The following is a 15,238-nucleotide window of genomic DNA, read 5'->3' as shown; positions in this document are numbered from 1 at the left end:
GGCGCGCGGAGGCGTATAGCGATTGACCATGCGTAACCTGTTGATCGCCGCCATCGCCCTGTCCGCCGCCTGCGCCATGGCGCCCCTGGCCGCCGCGGAAACCCCGGTCCAGCCCGTGGACCTGCTGTTGACCTCGGCCACGGTGGTCGATGTCGAGAAGGGGACGACGACGCGGGATCAACTGGTGGCCGTGCGCGGCGGCGACATCGTGGCCGTGGCTCCGGAGGGAGAGGCGAGCCGCTATCGTGCGACGCGGACGGCCGACCTGGGCGACCGCTACGTCATGCCGGGCCTTTGGGACATGCACGTCCACTTCGGCGGGGGCGCGCTCCTGATCGAGGAGAACGCCGAGCTGATGCCCCTGTTCGTCGTCAACGGCGTGGTGGCGGTGCGCGACGCGGCGGGCGACTTGGCGCAGCAGGTGCTGGACTGGCGCGACGCCCCGCCGACGCCCGACAGCCCCCGCATCTTCACCTCCGGTCCCAAGATCGAGGGCATAGCCCCCGTCTGGAAGGGCGTGATCGAGACCGGCAGCGAGGCGGACGTGGACGCGGCGCTGGACCGGCTGCAGGCTCTGCGCGTCGACTTCGTCAAGATCACCGACAACACCCTGAAGCCCGAGCTCTTCCTCTACGCCGTGCGCGAGGCGAAGAAGCGGGGCATGAAGACCTCGGCCCATATCCCGGCCAGCATCACCGTGCTGGAGGCCGCCGAGGCGGGCCTGTCCTCGATTGAGCATCTGGACTACGCCATGAAGGCGGGCTCGCGCGACGAGGCCGCCATCGCCGCCGACTATCTGGCCGGCAAATACACCTACGCCCAGACCATGCGGCGGTACGCGGACACCTTCGACGTCGAGACGGCGCGGCGGGTGTACGCCCGGTTGCGGGAACTGGGCACGGCGGTGTCGCCGACCCTCTACGGCTCGACCACCCTGGCCAACCTGGACCTGGACGACCACTCCCACGACGAGGGGCTGGCCTATGTCGGGCCGGGCATGCGCGCCACCTATGACTGGCGCATCCAGCGCGCGGCCCAGGCCACGCCGCAGCAGGTCGAGGACCGGCATTTCGTCAAGGAGGTGACGTCCCGCACCCTGCCCATGCTGCGCGACGCGGGCGTGACCATCCTGACGGGGACGGACGCGGGCTTCCTCAACTCGTTCAACTATCCGGGCTTCTCGCTGCACGACGAGTTGGAGCTCTACGTCAAACTGGGCCTGACCCCGCGCGAAGCCCTGATGGGCTCGGTCGTGGACGGGCCGCGCTTCCTGAACCAGGGCGAACGCTACGGCGCCGTGGCGGCGGGCAAGTCGGCGGACCTGCTGGTGCTGGAGGCGAATCCGCTGGAGGACGCGGGCGCGACCCGGCGTATCGCCGACGTGGTGCTGCGCGGCCGTCTGATCACGGCCGAGGACCTGGAGCGGATGCGCGGCGAAATCCGCGCTCGCGTCGTCGCTCGCAACGCGGACTTCAGGCCTTCGCCAGCTTCCTGACCCGGAAGGCGACCCAGATCAGCAGTAGGCCGAACAGAACGGCCCAGGCCGCGATCAGCCAAAGCAGACCCATGGCGCCCGCGCCCGGCATGAAGACCAGGATCAGACCCAGGATCACCGAAAGTGCGCCGGCCGCGCCCAGGGACCACTCGTTGGCGATCTCCTTCCTCAGGCGGACGGCGCCGATGATTTCCAGCACGCCGCGCATGATCGACCAGAAGCCGATCAGATAGACCAGGACCAGGGCGGTCAGGCCAGGCAGGGCGAAGGCCAGGACGCCGGCCAGGATGCTGACCACGCCGCCCAGGGCCAGCCACCAGCGCGGGGCGAAGCCGCCGCCCCGGACGGCGGCGATCAGGGCCAGGACCCCGTCCGCCACGGCGTAGATCCCATAGACCAGGATCAGGGTCAGCAGGCTGATCTGCGGCCAGACGAAGGTCAGGGCGCCGAAGGCGACGGCGGCGATCCCGCGCAGCAGCAACAGCCACCAGGACCGATGAAGCGCGGAACGGACGAGGCCTTCCAGCGAAGGCGCGACATGAGGCGTGGACATGGACGGCGATCCTTCAGCGAGGGCGTAAGGCCACGCTTCGTGGAACGTCGGCGCCGGGTCGGAGGTTCCGCCGCTCGCCGAACCGTCGTCAGCAGCAGCGGAACCCGCCCGCCCCGCCGAACCGCCTTTGCTCGTGCAGGCGGAAGAAGGCGGTGCGGTCCAGGGGCGCCTGGTCGGGATGGGTCGCCGCCGCATGGGCGACATAGGCGTCATAGTCCGGCTGGCCCACCATCAGCCCGGCCGTGCGCCGGGCGTCCCGGCCCCAGCGGGTCAGGGCGTCGCGGCAGGCGCAGAACAGGTCCGCGCCGCCGCTCGGGGATGCGGGCCTAGGCACGGGCCGCGTCCATGGCTTCGTCGGCCAGGGTCAGCTCGTGCTCGGCCGGGGTTTCGACCACGGTGGGCTGGTCGCTCTTCATGGCCTTCAGACAGGCGCCGACGCCATAGACCAGGACTGTCGCCACCACGAACAGGAAGCCCGCCGTCAGGGCCGAGTTGACGTAGTCGTTGACGATGACCCGATGCATGTCGCCCAGGGACTTGGCCGGGGCCAGGATGTCGCCGGCGGCCAGGGCGTCCTGATACTTCCGGGCATGGGCCAGGAAGCCGATCTTCACGTCGGTGTGGAACAGCTTCTGCAGGCCTGCGGTGACGGTGCAGATCAGCAGCCAGACCGCCGGAACCGCCGTGGCCCAGGCGAACCTCTGCCGCTTCATCTTGAACAGGACGACCGTGCCCAGGACCAGGGCGCAGGCGGCCAGCATCTGGTTGGCGATGCCGAACAGGGGCCACAGGCTGTTGATCCCGCCCAGGGGATCGACCACGCCGGTATAGAGGAAATAGCCCCACAGGCTGACCGTCAGGGCCGTGGCCACGACATTGCCGGTCCAGGACTGGGTCTGACGCATCTTGGGCACGGCCATGCCCAGCAGGTCCTGGATCATGAAGCGGCAGACGCGGGTGCCGGCGTCGACCGTGGTCAGGATGAACAGGGCCTCGAACAGGATGGCGAAGTGATACCAGAAGGCCATCATGGCCTTGCCGCCGATGACGCCGGACAGGATGTGGGCCATGCCGACGGCCAGGGTCGGGGCGCCGCCCGCGCGCGACAGGATGGAGTGTTCGCCCACGTCGCGGGCCAGTTGCTCCAGCTCGGCCGGGGTGATGTGGAAGCCCCACTGGGCCACGGCGGCGGCGGCCGAGGCCGCATTGTCGCCGATGACGCTGACGGGGCTGTTCATGGCGAAGTAGACGGCCGGGTCCAGCACGGTGGCGGCGATCAGGGCCATGACGGCGACGAAGCTTTCGCACAGCATGGCGCCGTAGCCGATCATCGGGATCTGATTTTCGTTCTCCAGCAGCTTGGGCGTGGTGCCGGACGAGATCAGGGCGTGGAAGCCGGACACGGCCCCGCAGGCGATGGTGATGAACAGGAAGGGGAAGAGGGCGCCGGAGAAGACCGGGCCGGTCCCGTCGATGAAGGGCGTCAGGGCGGGCATCTGCACGTGCGGGCGCACGATCAGGATGCCGACGGCCAGGGCCAGGATGGCGCCGATCTTCAGGAAGGTGGACAGGTAGTCGCGCGGCGCCAGCAACAGCCAGACCGGAATAACCGAGGCGACGAAGCCATAGGCCATCATGGCCAGGGCCAGGGTGGTGCCCGACAGGGTGAAGGCGGGACCCCAGAACGGGTCAGCGGCGATATGGCCACCGCCGATGATGGCCAGGATCAGCAGAACCACGCCGATCACCGAAACCTCGCCCACGCGGCCGGGCCGTAGATAGCGGGTGTACAGGCCCATGAAGACGGCGATGGGGATGGTGGCCGCGACGGTGAAGGTTCCCCACGGGCTCTCGGCCAGGGCCTTGACCACGACCAGGGCCAGAACGGCCAGGATGATGACCATGATCATCAGGACCCCGACCTGGGCGATGACGCCGGGTATAGGGCCCATCTCGGTTCTGATCATGTCGCCCAGCGACCGGCCGTCGCGGCGGGTGGACATGAACAGGACCATCATGTCCTGCACCGCCCCCGCGATCACGGCGCCGACCAGGATCCATAGCACGCCGGGCAGATAGCCCATCTGCGCCGCCAGCACCGGCCCGACCAGGGGCCCGGCTCCCGCGATGGCCGCGAAGTGGTGGCCGAACAGGACGTTCTTCGGCGTCGGCACATAGTCCAGGCCGTCGTTATGGCGCACGGCGGGCGTGGGTCGTTTCGCGTTCAGCCCCATGACCTTTCCGGCCAGATAGCGGGCGTAGAAGCGATAGGCGATGGCGTAGACGCACAAGGCCGCCGTCACGATCCAGACGGCGCTGATGCTCTCGCCCTGGTGCAGGGCGATGACGGCGAGGGACACGGCCCCCAGTATGGCGATGGCGCCGAAGATCAGCGCCGTCTTGAACTTGCCCATGGCGAAGGGTCCCTCCGTGGCCGACTGTGCGCGACCTTTCGCCTTTTCTGGACCCTAAACGGCGACGGCGCCAATCGACAAAAGTCGAAGGGCGGCATGGATCCTTCTCCCCTTGAGGGAGAAGGTGGACGCTGCAGGCGCTCGGATGAGGGGTGTCAGCGCGACGTTTGTGAAGGGGCAGCGGGGCGGCGAGGTCAGAATTTCAAGTGACGCCGCCGACACCCCTCATCCGTCTCGCTCTCGCGAGCCACCTTCTCCCACAAGGGGAGAAGGGTTAAGGTCCGACCACCCGCACCTTGCCCGCCGCCACGGTCGCGCGCTCACGCGCCTGATCCGTATCCGCTCCTCGCGCCAGGGCCACGCCCATACGGCGGCGCTCGAAGGCTTCGGGCTTGCCGAACAGGCGCAGGTCGGCGGTCGGGACCGACAGGGCCTCGGCCACGCCCTCATAGACCACGCCCTCGGCCTCCAGACCGCCGTAGACGACGGCGCTGGCGCCGGGCTCGCGCTGGGTCACGTCCACCGGCAGGCCCAAGATGGCGCGGGCGTGCAGGGCGAACTCGCTCATGACCTGGGTCGCCAGGGTCACCAGGCCGGTGTCGTGCGGACGCGGCGAAACCTCCGAGAACCAGACCTCGTCGCCCTTCACGAACAGCTCGACGCCGAAGACGCCGAGACCGTCCAGGGCGTCCGTGACCTTGGCCGCGATCTCCTGCGCCGCCGTCAGGGCGGCCTCGCTCATGGCCTGGGGCTGCCAGCTTTCGACATAGTCGCCCTTGGCTTGGCGATGGCCGATGGGCGCGCAGAAGTCGGTCCGCACCGTGCCGTCGCGCAGCGACCGCACGGTCAGCAGGGTGATCTCATAGTCGAAGTCGATCCGGCCCTCGACGATGACCCGGCCGCCCGCGACCCGGCCCGAGCCTTCCGCATAGGCCCAGGCGTCGGCGACCTGATCGGCGCGTTCGACATAGGACTGGCCCTTGCCCGACGACGACATGACCGGCTTGACGAAGCAGGGGAAGCCGACGGCCTCGGCGCCCGCCGCCAGTTCCTCGGCCGAGCCGGCGAAGGCGTAGGGGCTGGTCGGCAGACCCAGCTCCTCGGCGGCCAGACGGCGGATGCCCTCGCGGTTCATGGTCAGCTGGGTGGCGCGAGCGGTGGGGATGACGCGAGCCATACCCGCCGCCTCGATCGCCGCCAGGACGTCGGTGGCGATGGCCTCGATCTCCGGCACGATGATGTGCGGGGCCTCGGCCATGATGACGCCGTTCAGCACCTGAGGGTCGGTCATGGGGATGACGTGGCTGCGGTGCGCCACCTGCATGGCCGGGGCGTTGGCATAGCGGTCGACCGCGATCACCTCGGCGCCCAGGCGCTGCAGCTCGATGGCCACCTCCTTGCCCAGCTCGCCCGAGCCGAGCAGCATGACGCGCGTGGCGTGGTCGGTAAGCGGCGTGCCGATCTTCATGGCGTCAGGCTCCGTTGGCGGGTTCGATCAGGTCCCAGGCGTTGCCGTAGAGGTCTTCGAAGACCGCCACCTTGCCATAGGGTTCGTGACGGGGCGTTTCGCGGAAGACGACGCCGGCCTTCAGCCAGGCGGCGTGGTCCCGGTCGAAGTCGTCGGTCTCCAGGAAGAGCCAGACCCGGCCGCCCGCCTGATCGCCGATCCGGGCGATCTGTTCCGGCGTCGCGGCGCGGGCCAGCAGCAGGGAGGTCTGGCCGCCTTTCGGCGTCACGCGAACCCAGCGCTTGCCGCCGCCCATGTCGGCGTCATCGCTGAGGTCGAAACCCAACTTGCCGACATAGAAGGCGACAGCCTCGTCATAGTCGCGGACCAGCAGGCTGACGGCGCCGAGCCGGCTCATGACGCCGGAACCGCATAGAGGCGGCGGAAGGCGTCCAGGGCTGCGCCGTGATAGATGGTGGCGTGGCTCTCGGTGGGGCGAGTGGTGAAGTCCCATTTGACGCCGGGCAGGGCGTGGTCGCGCAGGTTGGCGATCAGGACGTCCATCGGCGCCTGCATCATCTCGCCCTCGTCGCCGAGCGTCAGGATCAGGGTGCGCGGATCGTTGGAGTGGTCGCGCAGATGGGCGCCGGACTGCCGCGCCAGCTTGCCGCCGTCCCACCACAGGCTGGGGCTGACGGCGACATAGGCGTCGAACATCTGCGGTTCCTTCAGGAAGGTCTCGACCACGAACAGGCCCGCCAGGGACTCGCCCATCAGGGCCGTCTCGCCGCTGGTGCGATAGCGGACTTCGATGAAGGGCATGACCTCTTCGCCGACGAAACGGCGGAAGCGGTCGGATTGCCCTTGCGTCGGATAGCGGGCGATCAGTTCGGGATTGTCGGTGGGCAGGGCCAGCTCGTTGCGGCGGTCCATCGAGGCGATGCCCACGACGATGACGTCGCGCGTCGTTCCGACGATGGTCCCCAACTGGGCGATGCCAGAGATGTGGTGGAAGTCCTGATCCTGCCCGCCGTCCAGCACATAGAGGACCGGATAGGTCTGGCTGCTTTGGGCATAGCCGGGCGGCAGCCAGACGTTGATTTCGCGCGTCTGGTTCATGACGGCGGAGGGCAGGGCGTAGGACTGGCCGATGACGATGGGTGTCTCGACCGCCATGGGGGCGGTTGTCTCGGCGAAGGCAGGCGCGCCGCCCGCCATCGACAAGCCGAGGCTCAGGGCGAGGGTGAGGCGGCGCATGGAGCTTACAGCCGGGCCTTGGCGGCTTCGACCACGGCCTCGGCGGTGATGCCGAACTCGCGGTAGAGGACTTCGGCCGGGGCCGAGGCGCCGAAGCCGGTCATGCCGACGAAGCCGCCGTCCTCGCCGATGAAGCGTTCCCAGCCCTGCTTGATCGCGGCTTCGACGGCGACACGGACGGTGCCGCGGCCGATGACGGCGTCCTGATAGGCCTTGGGCTGCTGCTCGAACAGGGCGAAGCAGGGGACCGAGACGACGCGGGTCGGCACGCCTTCGGCCTCCAGCGTCTCGGCGGCCTGCAGGGCCAGGGCGACCTCGGTGCCGGTGCCGAACAGGGTGACCTTGGCCACACCGTCAGCGGCCTTCAGCTCATAGGCACCCTTCCTGGAGAGATTTTCGCCCGCGTCTGTCAGGCGGACGGCCGGGGTCTTCTGGCGCGACAGGCACAGGGCGGTCGGCGTGGTCTTGTGCTGCAGGGCGACCTGCCAGCACTCCAGCGCCTCGACCGTGTCGGCCGGACGCATGGTCAGCAGGTTGGGAATGGCGCGCAGGGCGGCCAGATGCTCGACCGGCTGGTGGGTCGGACCGTCTTCGCCCAGACCGATGGAGTCATGGGTCAGGACGTGGACCGCGCGCACGCCCATCAGGGCGCCGAGGCGGATGGCCGGACGGCTGTAGTCCGCGAACGCCATGAAGGTGCCGCCGTAGGGGATGACCCCGCCGTGCAGAGCCAGGCCGTTCATCGCCGCGGCCATGCCGAACTCGCGAATGCCGTAGTTCAGGTAGCGACCGGCGTAGCTCGGCGCGTCCAGGATCTGCGTGTCCTTGACGAAGGTGTTGTTCGAGCCGGTCAGGTCGGCCGAGCCGCCGACCAGTTCGGGGATGGCGTTGAACACCGTCTCCAGGGCCTCGCCCGAGGACTGGCGCGTGGCCAGGGCAGGCTGGGTCGAGACCAGTTCCTTCAGCTTGGCGTCCAGGGCTTCGAAGGCGCCGTTGGGCAGGTCGCCGGCCATGGCGCGGGTGAAGTCGTCGCGTTGGGCGTGGTTCAGCAGACGGCCTTCCCAGGCCTTGCGGGCCTTGCCGCCCTGCTTGCCGACCTTGGCCCAGGCGGTCTTGATCCCTTCCGGCAGTTCGAAGGGGGCGAAGGGCCAGTTCAGCGCCTGGCGCGTGGCGGCGATCTCGGTCGCGCCCAGGGCCGCGCCGTGGGTCTTGTGGCTGCCTTCCATGGTGGCGGCGCCCTTGCCGATCTTGGTCTTGCAGGCGATCAGCGTCGGCTTGTCCTGCTTGGTCGCCCAGGCCAGGACCTTCTGGATCTGCTTGTGGTCGTGGCCGTCGACGGCCTTGACCGCCCAGCCCGAGGCCTTGAAGCGCGCCAGTTGGTCGGTAGCGTCCGACAGGGACACCTTGCCGTCGATGGTGATCTCATTGTCGTCCCACAGGACGCACAGCTTGTTCAGCTTCAGACGGCCGGCAAGCGCAATGGCCTCCTGCGACACGCCTTCCATCAGGCAGCCGTCGCCGGCGACGACCCAGGTGCGGTGATCCACCAGATCCTTGCCGAAGCGTGCGGCCAGATGCCGTTCCGCGATGGCGAAGCCGACCGAGGTGGCCAGGCCCTGACCCAGCGGACCCGTGGTGGTCTCGATCCCGGCCATGTGACCGTATTCCGGGTGGCCGGCGGTCTTGAAGCCCCACTGGCGGAAGTTTTCCAGCTGTTCGCGGGTCGCGTCCTTGTAGCCGGTCAGGTGCAGCAGGGCGTAGATCAGCATCGAGCCGTGACCGGCCGACAGGATGAAGCGGTCGCGGTCGGCCCAGTCGGGACGGCCAGCGTCGAACTTCAGGAATTTCGAATAGAGGACGGTGGCGACGTCGGCCATGCCCATCGGCATGCCGGGGTGACCGCTCTTGGCCTTCTCGACCCCGTCCATGGCCAGGACGCGGATGGCGTCGGCCATCTGTCGCGGGGAGGGTTTGGCGAAAGCGGCTTGAGCGTCGGTCACGGCAAGGCCTTTATGTCGGGAAACAGAATAATGCGGCGCGGCGCCGCTTTACCCCGGCGCGCTCAGGGGTTCTATACGGAATCTCATGGAAAGGACCGCAATGGACGCTGTGACGGCCGCAAAGACACGCATCGACAAGGCCCTGGCCCTGCTGGAACGCAAGGTGCTGGAGCTGAAGGCGCGCCCGGCGTCCGCTCCGCCCGTCGCGGACGACGACCTGTTCGCGCCCCGTCCGTCGAACGCGGGCGACCTGGTGCGCATCGCCGAACTGGAGGCCGCGGGTCGCGAGGCTGCCGAGGCTCTAGGTCGCGCCGCCGAGGCCGTGCGCGACGTCCTGGCCGAGCAGGAGGCGCGCTGATGGCGACCGTGAACCTTGAAATCAACGGCCGTAGCTACGCCGTCGGATGCGCCGACGGCCAGGAGAAGCGGGTCCGCCTGCTGGGCCAGCAGTTCGACGGCCATGTGCGCCAAGTCGCGTCCGACGTGGGCCAGGTCGGGGAACTGCGCCTCTTCCTGATGGCCGCGCTTATGCTGGCCGACGAACTGCATGACACCCGTCAACGCCTGGAAGAGGGACGGGGCCCCGTGGATCAGGATGGTCCGCAGAAGGCTCCGCCGCCCCCGTCCGGCGACGGCGTGGCCGAAGCCCTCAACGCCGTCGCCGCCCGGATCGAGAAGATCTGTCAGGGACTCTGACCTCTCGGCCCTCAGCGGGGCCGAGGGCGATCAGTCCGCGTGCTTCAGCACATAATTGGCCAGGACGCGCTGGACGTCGGCGATGTCGACGCCCCGCCCGAAGGTCTTCTGGAAGACGTGACCGCCGGACACCGCGACCTTCATTTCCGAATCCATGTCCAGGGTTCCGGCCGTCTCGACGCTGAAGTGGCTGATCTTGGAATAGGGGATGGAGTGGAACTCCACCTTCTTTCCGGTCACGCCCTGCTTGTCGACCAGCAGGAGCCGCTTGTCCGTGAAGACGATCAGGTCGCGCACCAGCTTGTAGGCGTGCTCCACCTTTTCGCCGGGGATGAGGATGTGGGTCAGTTCGGCGGCGACGCTCTGGGCGTCCACGGCGTTGGCGTTGCCCATCAGGGCGTTCAGCAGGCTCATTCGGCGCGATCTCCATGCGCATTGATGTCGGGAGATAGTTCGCAATCGGGACCATGGTTGCAATCGCGAAAGCGACGTGCGCGGGCCATTGTTGAAACGCCTCGGACCGCCTATCTTGTCCGACGGCGGGTCCTGCTGCGGCTCACGTCGAAGACAACATATCCTTCTGACCTTAATTCACTCTACGGGATCTGTCCCTGTCCGGGCTCGAGGGCTTGGGCATACGGAGCCCACCTGGCTACCCAGGTCGAGAGGATTTAAACGCTCTTCACGGTTCTCGCGGCGCCGCCACCCTCATTCTTTTTTGCGCTATCGCTCGGCCCGCGGGGCCTCGCGGCTTGAGCGCGGTTGTGCGCTATTGCTCGCCGCGCGGCGGCTTGCTGCTTGAGTGTGGTGCTTCGTGCATTCATCTAGCGACGAGAATGGCGGTAGAGAGCCCGTGATGACCTCCAAACACGAACTCCGCGCCTCCATGCGCGCCCTGCGCAAGCGGCTGGCCGAGGTCGACAACGAGGCGGCCGAGCGCGCAGCGGGTCACGCCGAGGCCCTGCCGTCCGGCGAAACCGTGGCCCTCTATCGCGCCATGGGATCGGAGCTCGACACGGACGCCCTGGCCGTGGCCCTGCATCAGGCGGGCCGTCGCCTGTGCCTGCCGGTGGTGATCGAGCGCGACGCGGCCATGATCTTCCGCGCCTGGGCGCCGGGCGAGCCGCTGGAGCTGGACGCGGCGGGATGCCCCGCGCCTCTGCCGCTGAGCGAGGTCGTCGCGCCGGACCTGATCCTGACGCCCTTGCTGGCCTTCGACGCCCACGGCGGGCGGTTGGGGCAGGGCGGCGGCTACTACGACCGGACCTTCGCCGTCATGCCGGGCGCTCTGCGCATCGGTTTCGCCTATGCGGGACAGGAGGTCGAACGGCTGGCGCTGGAGCCGCACGACATGCGCCTGCATGGCGTTTTGACCGAGACCGGCTATAGAGCCTTCCCATGAGATTGGCGTTTTTCGGCGACGTGGTCGGCAAGTCCGGCCGGGATGGACTTTCGGATCATCTTCCGGGGCTGAGGCGCGACCTCAGGCTCGACTTCGTGGTGGTCAACGCAGAGAACGCGGCGGGCGGTTTCGGCATCACCGAGAACACGGCCAATGAGATCTTCGCCGCCGGCGCTGACGTCCTGACCCTGGGCAACCACAGCTGGGACCAGCGCGAGGCCCTGACCTATATCGTGCGCGAGCCGCGCCTGATCCGTCCGGCCAACTATCCGCGCCTGATGGACGCGCCGGGCCGAGGCGCCGACGTCTTCGTCACCGCCGACGGCCGCCGGGTCCTGGTGATCAACGTACTGGGCCGTGTCCACATGGACCCGATGGACGATCCCTTCAGCGCCGTGGAGCGCGAACTGGAGGCTGCGCCCCTGGGCGTGGTCGCCGACGCCGTCATCGTCGACATGCACGCGGAGGCGACCAGCGAGAAGATGGGCATGGGCCACTTCTGCGACGGCCGCGCCAGTCTGGTGGTCGGCACCCACACCCACGTCCCGACCGCCGACGCGCAAATCCTGCCCCATGGCACGGCCTATCAGACCGACGCCGGCGGCTGCTGCGACTACGACTCCGTGATCGGCAACGACAAGGAAGAGCCGCTGCGTCGCTTCACCACGCGGCTTTCCGGCGGGCGCTACACCCCCGCCAGCGGCCCGGCCACCATCTGCGGCGTCTTCGTCGAGACGGACGACCGCACCGGCCTGGCCAAGCGGGTCGAGCCGATCCGCGTCGGCGGCCGTCTCAGCCAGGCGGTGCCGCAGGTCTGAAACCTGTCGGCGATTGCTGGCGGAGCTTTAAATGAGGCCAAGGAACGGCGCTTGACGAGATAAACGGCTAATGTAACCGAGAGCATGATCATCAATGACGGGAGCGATGATGTCACGCGTCGGATACAGCCTGCTCTTTCTTCTCCTGGCTGCGGAGCCGGCCGCGGCGGCGATGCCCGAGTATGGTGTCGGGTCCATCTTTTTGGAGGCCTACGCCTTTACCAAGATGATGTTCTTCTTGCTGGCCCTGATGGGGGCAGCTTGCTTGGCTGTGTCCGTCCGTGCTTGCCTGAAGCAGAAGCATTCTAAGGAAAATCTGCCGATCTTCCTATTCGTGCAGTGGGCGGCGCCCGTGATCGGCCTTTTAGCGACGGCCTATCTCGTTTTGAATCTGATGATAGCCATGACGACCAGCGGGACGACGACCCCTATGGCCGTCATGGCTCCATCCTTGGCGGAAGCCTTGCTGGCGATCATCTGTGGCCTGCTGGTCAGTTTTTTCGCGACGTGCGGCGCTTTCCACGTCCGGATACAGTCGATTGATCCGCCTCAGGCCGATCCGCCGGGCTGATCCGTTCTCGCCCGCAACCGCAACCTCATGGGGCGGCTGCTGCGCAGGGTGACCTGGTGGATAGGGCGGGGTTCGACCGGGGTCACGGCCTCCACATCCGCCGCCTTCAGGATTTCAGCCAGGGCGATCACGGCCTCCTGCATGGCGAAGGCCGCTCCGATGCAGATGCGGGGACCGCCGCTGAAGGGCAGCCAGGCGTAGCGGTCGATGGTCTTGCGGTTTTCAGGCAGGAAGCGCTCGGGGCGGAAGGCGTCGGGTTCGTCCCACAGCTTTTCGTGACGATGGATGACCCAGGGCGCGATCAGGATGCTCTGGCCCGCCTTGACCTCATGTCCGCCGATCTCGTCGTCCGCCACGGCCTGCCGGATCATGGCCGGGGCGGGCGGGAACAGGCGCATGGCCTCCTCGATCACGGCTCGATGCCAGATCAGGTCGCGAAGCGAAGCGGCGTCGCGGTCCCAGGCGTCGGCCTCGGCCTTCAGGATGTCCGCGATCCTGCGGTCGCGGCTGATGAGGTGCAGGGTCCAGCCCAGGGTGCGGGCGGTCGTCTCGTGCCCGGCCAGGATGAAGGTCAGGATGTTGGAGGCGACCTCGTGGTCCGACAGGCCGGAGCCGTCGCCTTCCTCGTCGCGGGCGCTGAGCAGGGCTGTCAGCAGGTCGTCGGGCGCCTCTCCCTGCTCCAGGCGGACACGCCGGCGCGCCACCAGGGCGTCGACTCTTTCCTTAAAGAAGCGAGCGTCCCCGCCGGCCGCCACCCGGCCGAGGCGAGGAATCCAGTCGGGCGCCTTCAGCGCGTCGAGGGGGCTGATCCGCGCCCCGACCGCCAGAAAATGGTTCAGGGCCTTCTCGAAACCCGCCGCGTCGCCGTCCAGATCATCCGAGAACAGGGTCGCCGACAGGATGTCGAAGGTCAGGCCGCTCATCTCGCTGTCGATGTTCAGGACGCGGGCGCTGTGGTGAGGCAGGCCCCAGCCGTCCACACGACGGCGGCAGACCCTGTCCATGGCCTCGACCGTCCGCACCGTGTGGGCGGGGGTGAACAGAGGCGCCATGATGCGTCGGGCGCGCCGCCACTGGTCGCCCTCGGTCAACAGAAGGCCGTCGGCCAGCATGGGACCCAGGACCCGTCTCTGCAGGTCGCCCTTCACATAGTTGGCCGCGTTGTCGGTCAGGACATGACGGACGCCCGCCGGGTCGCTGACCACCAGGGTCCGGCCTAGCGGGGATGCGCCGTCGACATAGAGTTCGCGGAAGTGGGCCTCGCCCCAGATCTGCAGAGGATCGCGCCAGCTCTGCCACAGGAACAGGGGCAGGCTCATTTTTTCCGTTCGGCGCGGCGGCGTCCAAGGGCGGAAGGTCGAGGCGGCGGCGGTCATGGAGCGCTCCTTCTCAGGTTCGCCCATAGTTATTGACTATGATGTCAAAATAAAGGGCCTGCGACGATCAGGCCGCCATTCGCCTGGTGCGCCTGGCGCCCAGCAGGCTGCAACGCAGGGCGTTCAGTTCCGCGGCGCGGGCGGCGGGAGAATGGGTCTCGATCACGAAGGCCTGGGCCGCGCGCGCCATGGCCAGGCGTCGGGCCGGATCGACGACCAGGCTTTCCATCGCGGCGCCGAGATTGTCCGCCGTCAATTCGTCGACATAGAGGGCGTGCGGGCCGCTGGCTTCACGCAGGCCGCCGCGCCCGGACGAGATCAGCGCGGCGCCCGCGGCGTGAGCTTCCAGCGCGGTCAGGCCCAGCGGCTCGCTCCAGGTCGAGGGCGTCAGGGCGATGGCGGCGCGCTTCATCACGTTGCGGACATCGCCCAGCGAAGCGGAACGCAGAACCTGCACGCGCTCTCCGTATCGTTCCAGCGGCGCGACATGGGGCTGGGCCCAACCGCCGTGCATCTCCCAGTCGTTCAGCATCAGGACGGCGCGCCAGTCGGGATGGCGGTCCAGGATGTCGGGAAGGGCGGCGCAGATCAGGTCGACGCCCTTTTCCTGCATGGCGCGCCCGGCGAAGGCGATGACCTTGTCGCGATCCTCGACGTCGCCGCGCCACAGTTCGGCGTCGATCGGATTGGGAATGGCGTAGGCCCGATCCGCCAGTTCGGGGAAGTCCTGCAGGAAGATGCGGCGTTCGGATTCGCTGACGAAGACCAGACCGTCCAGCTTCTGATAGCGAGACTTGTAGCGCCACCGATTGATCGGATTGTTCGAGGTTTTCAGCGCATTGTGGCGATACAGGATGCTGACGGCGCCGGGGATCGAGCCTGCGATCTTGGTGGCCTGGCTCGTCTGCTGGTGGAATTCGATCAGGTCGGGTTCATAGGCCCCCAGGGCGTGCCGCAGGGCTTTCAGCCTGGCGCTGCGACCCCGGGGCAGGATCTCGACCGTGAAGTCGCCGTAGACCTCTGCGCCTTCGCAGCAGAAGACCTTCACTTCGCCCTCGTGCGCGCAGGCTCCCGCCAAGGTGCGCACCACGGTTTCCATGGAGTTCGGCCGCACCTCGCAGAAGCAGCTGCCGGGCGGCATGACGATGGCGGTCTTCATCTCGGCTTTCCCAACACGGCCTTTCGCCCCCATAGCGAGGGGGATCAGAC

General features: G+C 68.0%; 16 protein-coding genes and 1 other RNA gene. 7 read left to right on the top strand and 10 right to left on the bottom strand.

All coding sequences use genetic code 11. The features are described 5' to 3' along the window. Window positions 1-28: 28 nt before the first annotated feature. A complete protein-coding gene (locus tag ABIE19_RS14515) occupies window positions 29-1,495 on the top strand; it encodes an amidohydrolase family protein (RefSeq protein ID WP_354089928.1) in 1,467 nt (488 codons plus the stop codon). Here ABIE19_RS14515 and ABIE19_RS14510 read toward each other — a convergent pair. From ABIE19_RS14510 to tkt, 7 genes are all read right to left on the bottom strand, one after another. Then, window positions 1,473-2,048: an HdeD family acid-resistance protein gene (locus ABIE19_RS14510; RefSeq protein ID WP_354089927.1), complete on the bottom strand. Its 576-nt coding sequence runs from the start codon at window positions 2,046-2,048 to the stop codon at window positions 1,473-1,475. The genes ABIE19_RS14515 and ABIE19_RS14510 overlap by 23 nt on opposite strands. Before the next feature lie 88 nt (window positions 2,049-2,136). Next, window positions 2,137-2,382, bottom strand: a complete 246-nt coding sequence (locus ABIE19_RS14505) for a YbdD/YjiX family protein (RefSeq protein ID WP_354089926.1) — start codon at window positions 2,380-2,382, stop codon at window positions 2,137-2,139. Next, on the bottom strand, window positions 2,375-4,462 hold the full coding sequence (locus tag ABIE19_RS14500; RefSeq protein WP_354089925.1) for a carbon starvation CstA family protein: 2,088 nt from the start codon (window positions 4,460-4,462) through the stop codon (window positions 2,375-2,377). Before ABIE19_RS14500 ends, ABIE19_RS14505 begins: the two co-directional genes overlap by 8 nt. 274 nt (window positions 4,463-4,736) lie before the next feature. Beyond that, window positions 4,737-5,930: a formate-dependent phosphoribosylglycinamide formyltransferase gene (gene purT, locus ABIE19_RS14495; RefSeq protein WP_354089924.1), complete on the bottom strand. Its 1,194-nt coding sequence runs from the start codon at window positions 5,928-5,930 to the stop codon at window positions 4,737-4,739. Between the two features lie 4 nt (window positions 5,931-5,934). Next, the gene (locus tag ABIE19_RS14490; protein WP_354089923.1) at window positions 5,935-6,327 is read right to left on the bottom strand and encodes a VOC family protein; all 393 of its coding nucleotides are present in this window, start codon (window positions 6,325-6,327) and stop codon (window positions 5,935-5,937) included. After that, entirely contained in the window at window positions 6,324-7,166 is an 843-nt protein-coding gene (locus tag ABIE19_RS14485) for an alpha/beta hydrolase (RefSeq protein ID WP_354089922.1), read from the bottom strand. Before ABIE19_RS14485 ends, ABIE19_RS14490 begins: the two co-directional genes overlap by 4 nt. A 5-nt stretch (window positions 7,167-7,171) precedes the next feature. Then, window positions 7,172-9,121 (bottom strand): transketolase, encoded by a 1,950-nt coding sequence (tkt, locus tag ABIE19_RS14480; RefSeq protein WP_354090095.1) that lies wholly within the window; start codon window positions 9,119-9,121, stop codon window positions 7,172-7,174. Window positions 9,122-9,266: 145 nt separating this feature from the next. Here tkt and ABIE19_RS14475 point away from each other — a divergent pair, with 145 nt between their 5' ends. Further along, a complete protein-coding gene (locus ABIE19_RS14475; protein ID WP_354089921.1) occupies window positions 9,267-9,524 on the top strand; it encodes a hypothetical protein in 258 nt (85 codons plus the stop codon). Continuing rightward, window positions 9,524-9,862 carry a cell division protein ZapA gene (locus ABIE19_RS14470; RefSeq protein ID WP_354089920.1) on the top strand — a complete coding sequence of 113 codons (339 nt, stop codon included), beginning with the start codon at window positions 9,524-9,526 and terminating at the stop codon, window positions 9,860-9,862. Before ABIE19_RS14475 ends, ABIE19_RS14470 begins: the two co-directional genes overlap by 1 nt. Before the next feature lie 30 nt (window positions 9,863-9,892). Here ABIE19_RS14470 and ABIE19_RS14465 read toward each other — a convergent pair whose 3' ends face one another. Beyond that, complete coding sequence (locus ABIE19_RS14465; protein WP_354089919.1) at window positions 9,893-10,276, bottom strand: PH domain-containing protein; 384 nt, start codon at window positions 10,274-10,276, stop codon at window positions 9,893-9,895. Between the two features lie 129 nt (window positions 10,277-10,405). On the opposite strand from ABIE19_RS14465, the gene ssrS reads away from it, so the two are divergent. The 4 genes from ssrS to ABIE19_RS14445 all read left to right on the top strand — a co-directional run bounded on the left by ssrS (window position 10,406) and on the right by ABIE19_RS14445 (window position 12,653). Continuing rightward, window positions 10,406-10,566, top strand: a non-coding RNA gene (ssrS, locus tag ABIE19_RS14460) — 6S RNA. A 152-nt stretch (window positions 10,567-10,718) separates the two neighbouring features. Continuing rightward, window positions 10,719-11,264: a 5-formyltetrahydrofolate cyclo-ligase gene (locus ABIE19_RS14455; protein WP_354089918.1), complete on the top strand. Its 546-nt coding sequence runs from the start codon at window positions 10,719-10,721 to the stop codon at window positions 11,262-11,264. After that, window positions 11,261-12,082 carry a TIGR00282 family metallophosphoesterase gene (locus tag ABIE19_RS14450; RefSeq protein WP_354089917.1) on the top strand — a complete coding sequence of 274 codons (822 nt, stop codon included), beginning with the start codon at window positions 11,261-11,263 and terminating at the stop codon, window positions 12,080-12,082. The genes ABIE19_RS14455 and ABIE19_RS14450 overlap by 4 nt, the downstream gene beginning before the upstream one ends. Window positions 12,083-12,188: 106 nt before the next feature. Next, window positions 12,189-12,653, top strand: a complete 465-nt coding sequence (locus tag ABIE19_RS14445; protein WP_354089916.1) for a MotA/TolQ/ExbB proton channel family protein — start codon at window positions 12,189-12,191, stop codon at window positions 12,651-12,653. On the opposite strand, the gene ABIE19_RS14440 is transcribed toward ABIE19_RS14445, so the two are convergent. Further along, a complete protein-coding gene (locus ABIE19_RS14440; protein ID WP_354089915.1) occupies window positions 12,632-14,029 on the bottom strand; it encodes a cytochrome P450 in 1,398 nt (465 codons plus the stop codon). The genes ABIE19_RS14445 and ABIE19_RS14440 overlap by 22 nt on opposite strands. A gap of 67 nt (window positions 14,030-14,096) precedes the next feature. Continuing rightward, entirely contained in the window at window positions 14,097-15,188 is a 1,092-nt protein-coding gene (locus tag ABIE19_RS14435; RefSeq protein WP_354089914.1) for a glycosyltransferase family 4 protein, read from the bottom strand. Between the last annotated feature and the right edge of the window lie 50 nt (window positions 15,189-15,238).

Origin of the sequence: Brevundimonas faecalis (assembly GCF_040549405.1) — a bacterium.
GTDB classification, from domain to species: Bacteria; Pseudomonadota; Alphaproteobacteria; order Caulobacterales; family Caulobacteraceae; genus Brevundimonas; species Brevundimonas faecalis.
This window is presented reverse-complemented; position numbering and strand designations above follow the sequence as displayed.